The 3845-nt window shown below is 72.5% G+C and carries 3 protein-coding genes and 1 pseudogene; all 4 read right to left on the reverse strand.

Annotated features, from left to right (window positions below; all coding sequences use genetic code 11):
* Nucleotides 1–174 precede the first annotated feature (174 nt).
* Complete coding sequence (locus AAHZ94_RS30045; RefSeq protein WP_349996882.1) at nt 175–1467, reverse strand: serine hydrolase domain-containing protein; 1293 nt, start codon at nt 1465–1467, stop codon at nt 175–177.
* Between the two features lie 173 nt (nt 1468–1640).
* Nucleotides 1641–2039, reverse strand: a complete 399-nt coding sequence (locus AAHZ94_RS30050) for a DNA-binding protein (protein WP_349996883.1) — start codon at nt 2037–2039, stop codon at nt 1641–1643.
* Entirely contained in the window at nt 2036–2284 is a 249-nt protein-coding gene (locus tag AAHZ94_RS30055; RefSeq protein ID WP_349996884.1) for a type II toxin-antitoxin system CcdA family antitoxin, read from the reverse strand. The genes AAHZ94_RS30050 and AAHZ94_RS30055 overlap by 4 nt, the downstream gene beginning before the upstream one ends.
* Nucleotides 2285–2392: 108 nt before the next feature.
* A pseudogene (locus tag AAHZ94_RS30060) lies at nt 2393–3826 on the reverse strand (TIGR03767 family metallophosphoesterase); the annotation flags it as partial.
* Nucleotides 3827–3845: the final 19 nt, after the last annotated feature.

Here is a 3845-nt window from a genome sequence, read left to right on the forward strand (position 1 = left end):
GGGGGGCGGGCTGCGGCCCCCCCCCCCCCCCCCCCCCCGCCGGCCGCCCGCGCCCCCCGCGCCGGCCCGGGGCCCGCGGCCCCGGGGCGCCCCGGGGGGGGGCCCCCGGCGGGGGGGGCCCCCCCGGGTGGCCGGCGCCGCGGGGTGGCCGGTGCCGGTGGCCCGCCCGGGTGGCTAGCGCCGCGGGGTGGCCGGCGCTCCCGGGACCCCGAGCGCGTTCAGCTCGCTGCCGAGCCGTACCGAGCTGGCCCGGTCGTCGCCGCTCTTGCCGAGCCCCTTGGCCGCGCCGCCGTCGGTGACGCCGCAGAACTCGGCGTCGACGACCATCGAGCCGTCACCCGCGTAGTCCCCGTTGAGGTTGAGTGCGATCGAGTGGTCGGCGCCCTCGTCGGCGAAGGCGTACGAGGCCGAGCCGTGGATGCCGCCGTCGTGCCCCCACACCGTGGTGCCGCAGGACAGCCGCCACTCCATCAGGCCGAGCCCGTAGCGCAGCGGGACGCCGTCGGCGACGGGCACGGTGGTCTTCATCTCCGCCAACTCCGCCGCCGGCAGCAGGTGGCCGCGGAGCAGGGCCGCGTAGAAGCGGTTGAGGTCGGCGGTGGTGGTGACGACCTCGCCGGACGCCCAGGCCAGCGACGGGTTGAGCCGGGTGACGTCGTGGATCGGGGCCTTCGGGTCCGTGGAGAGCCTGCTGTACGCGCGCCCGTGCGGCCTCGGCAGGTCGGAGCCGGTGCCGGGGAAGCTCGTGTCCCGCAGCTTCAGCGGCCTGAGGATGCGGCGCTGCACCTCGCTCGCGTACGGGGCGCCGGTGACCTTCTCGATGATCAGGGCGGCGAGTACGTAGTTGGTGTTGGAGTAGTTCCAGTCGGTGCCGGGCGCGAAGTCGGGCTCGTGCCGCAGGGCGAAGGCGAGGAGTTGCTGCGGGGTGAGGGTGTCGTAGCGGTGCTCCAGGAAGCCGATCTCCATGTGGTCGGCGCGGAACTCCTGGTCGGCGGTGTAGTTGTGGATGCCGCTGGTGTGGTTGAGGAGTTGGCGGACGGTGATCCGGCGGCCGTCGTGGCCGTTGCCGCGCACCACGCCCGGCAGGTACGTGTCGACGGTGGCGTCGAGGTCGACCTTGCCCTCGGCCCGCAACTGGAGCAGCACGGTGGCCACGAACGTCTTGTTGATGCTGCCGGCCCGGAAGTGGTCGTCCTTGCCGCGCGGGCGCTGGGTGGTCAGGTCGGCCACGCCCGCGCGCCCGTTCCACACCCCGTGCTTGTCCCTGGCCTGCGCCAGGGCGCCCGGCGCGCCGTACTCCGCCACCTGGGCGTTCAGCGCGGCCTGGGCGGCGGAGTGCCCGGTGTCCCGCGCTCCGCCGCGCGCCCCGTCGGCCGCCCCCGCCCCTGGTGCCGCCAGCACGCCGGCCCCGAGCGCGGCGAGCGCCGTCGCCCCCACCAGCACGCCCCGCATCCGCTGTGTCCGCATCTGTGCCTCAACTCCGTTTCCCCGCCGCCCCACGGCCCCGCGTCGCTGCGGCCCCGCGCGCTCGGGTGCTGTCGGTGCACTGTCATCCGAACAGGACGTCGGGAGGGGTACGCGGGTTGATCGCCTGCTGCGAGGGCGGGATGGGGCGGGCCTGGCCGGGGCCGGCCGGCGCGTCAGAGCGGGACGATGCGGACCCGGTCTCCGCAGAGCTTGGTCATGTCGTCGCTGTCGGAGGTCAGGAGGGCGACGGGCTTCGGCTGGCGCAGGGCGACCTCAGCGACCGTGGCGTCGATGGCGTACTTGTGCCCGTGCAGCCCAGCGTCCTTGAGGAGCTCCGCTGCCGCCTTCGCCGCTTGTTCGGTGACCGGTTCCACCCTGATCCGGGACAGGGCCCAGTTCAGGCGGGGCGTGTTGGTCCGGGAGTGGGCGACTTCCACGATGGTGTTGGCCCCGATCACCAGGTCGGCCCCCATGTCGTGGAAGACCTGTAGCACCGCGAGGAGCTTGCGGTCCTGTGCGATCCAGGCGAAGAGCCCTTCCGGGTCCAGGACGGTCTCGATGCGCTCGCTCACGCGGCGTCCGCGCCCTTGGAGGTGCCGGCGGAGCCGAAGATCTTCGCGCGTGCCTCGGTGAGCTCTTCGTCGCTGATAGGCCCGTGCTCCTCCTCATGGCGGCGAAGGTCGTCGCCCAGGAGCTGGTGCCGGATCTGGCGGGCTACGGCCTCCGCCACATAGCCGGAGACGTTGTCCGTGAGCTTGCGGAGCTCCGCCACCTGGTCGCTCGGGAGCGTGACGGTAATGCGAGTCGTCGAGGTCATACGTCAAGCATGCTGGAGTATGCACGACGGGCTCGGGTCCCTGAGCCCGACCTTTGACGGCCACGCGCCTGAAAGGGTGCCGGGCAGCAAACCGCCCGACGCCCCCCCTCAGCGCTTGCGGAGCAGCAGTTCGGTGTTGCGGTCGTGCGGGTCGCCGGCGAGTGCCGTGCTGCGCTCGGGGGCGTTGAACGACAGCTCGCGGTAGAGGGCGGCCAGGCCGGTCTGCGAGAGGTCGGTGTGGTCGGCGCGGTACGGGGCGGCCGACTCGATGAGGGTGGTGAACAGCGACAGGGTGCCGTCGCGGTTGTCCACCAGCTCGATCACCCGGGCCAGTTGCGGGAAGTCGATGTGCGACGCGGTGGTGATCTCCCAGAACGTCTTGCGCGGGGTGATCTCGTTCTTGTGGCTGTGCCCGTTGATCCAGGCCACCACCTGCGGGTGGCGGTTAAACAGGGCCACCAGTTCCGCGCCGCTGTGCCGGGCCTCCTTGGGGTGGGCCGGGTCGCGGGTCATGTTCTTCATGCTGCGGCTGTAGTGGTGGCTGAAGACGATCACGTGCTGGTCCCGGTGGGCCTTCAGGGTCCGCTCAAGCCAGCGCAGTTGGGCGGTGCCGACCGAACCGGTGTAGTGGCCGCCGGGGTCGGTGGAGTCCAGGCTGATGCCGACCACGTCGGCCGAGATGCGGAAGGTGTAGTAGAGGGTGCCGGCGTCCAGGTTGGCGCGGGTGTAGCCGTGGCCGACGGGTCCGCGGCCGGCGTGCCGCGGGTCGAGGTGGGCGGCCAGGTACTCGCGCGGCGTGAACGGCGCGCGGCGCTCGTCCGGGGTGATGGTCCGCATCTGCTTGGCGTGCGCGCGCAGCAGTTCCCTGGTCCGCTTGCCGGTCGGGTCGGCGCCCTCCTGCTCGGCCTGCATGAGCTTCTTGGCCTCGGCCGCCGGGATGAGCTGGAGCTTGCGCGTACCGGTGGCGAAGTCGGCGAGGAAGCCGCCGCCGAACGCGTACGAGCCGCCCGACAGGTCGTCGTGGTTGCCGATGGTGGAGTACCAGGGCATTCGCAGGCCGGGGCTGTTGACCTGGCGCAGGGCGGCCTTCAGGAAGCCGTCGATGCGCGGGAAGCCGAGCTTCTTGTCCGCGTCGCGCAGGGTGCTCTCCGGGTGCCAGAACTCGCGCAGCCCGCTGTCCTGGACGCCCTCGTAGTGGCGCGGGTCGCCGGTGTTGGGGGTGATCCGGCCGCCGCTCATCGCGGTCAGGAACCAGTCGAGCTCGACCTTCGCGTTGTTGTCCGTGTTGTCGCCCGTGGTCATCGCGAAGGCCAGCGGGGCACCGGTCACCGGGCCGGTGCGGAGCGCGTTGACCCGCTCGACGAGCGAGACCGCGCCGACGACCGAGAGCGCCTCGTGCGGGCGCCAGGCGTTGACCCGGCCCGAGCGCATGAACTCGTACCGCAGCGGGTGCTGCACATCGGTCAGGTGCAGGTCGGTGAGTTGCACGAAGGAGGCGAGGGTGGTGCGGCGGCCGGCCCGGCCCGCCTTGGCCGCGGCCAGCTGTCACTTATAAACATAT

This window comes from Streptomyces sp. HSW2009 (assembly GCF_040240285.1).
GTDB lineage: Bacteria > Actinomycetota > Actinomycetes > Streptomycetales > Streptomycetaceae > Streptomyces.